We start from the raw sequence: 277 nt of genomic DNA, 5'->3' as shown, positions 1-277 counted from the left end.
CAAACACAGAGGGTGCATGGGCTCGTGCTAAGGCGGTATATAAATACGTACGTGATTCTCTGAGTTCTCGTGATGAACTAAAAGTGTACAGCCATTTGGTTCCTGATACACAAACACGTGAGCTCATTGGTGAGCGTCTGTTAGCTGACCCTGTGCATGATAATTATGATACTGTTATCGCTCGTGCTGTGACGCATAAACGCCGTGGTGAAACCTCTCTGCATATTGTGGATGAAACCTTAGGTGATGTAGTGCGTGAGTACTACGGCGGTGGTAG

The 277-nt window shown here is 46.9% G+C and carries 1 protein-coding gene; it reads left to right on the top strand.

The window, feature by feature from the left end; translation table 11 throughout:
- On the top strand, nt 1–277 hold a 277-nt coding region (locus V0R37_RS22065), incomplete at both ends, for a hypothetical protein (protein ID WP_420376552.1).

The organism is Pollutimonas rozaliensis (genome assembly GCF_048751585.1).
Classification (GTDB): Bacteria; Pseudomonadota; Gammaproteobacteria; order Burkholderiales; family Burkholderiaceae_B.
The sequence above is the reverse complement of the archived record's forward strand: the minus strand, read 5'-3'. Positions and strand labels throughout refer to the sequence as shown.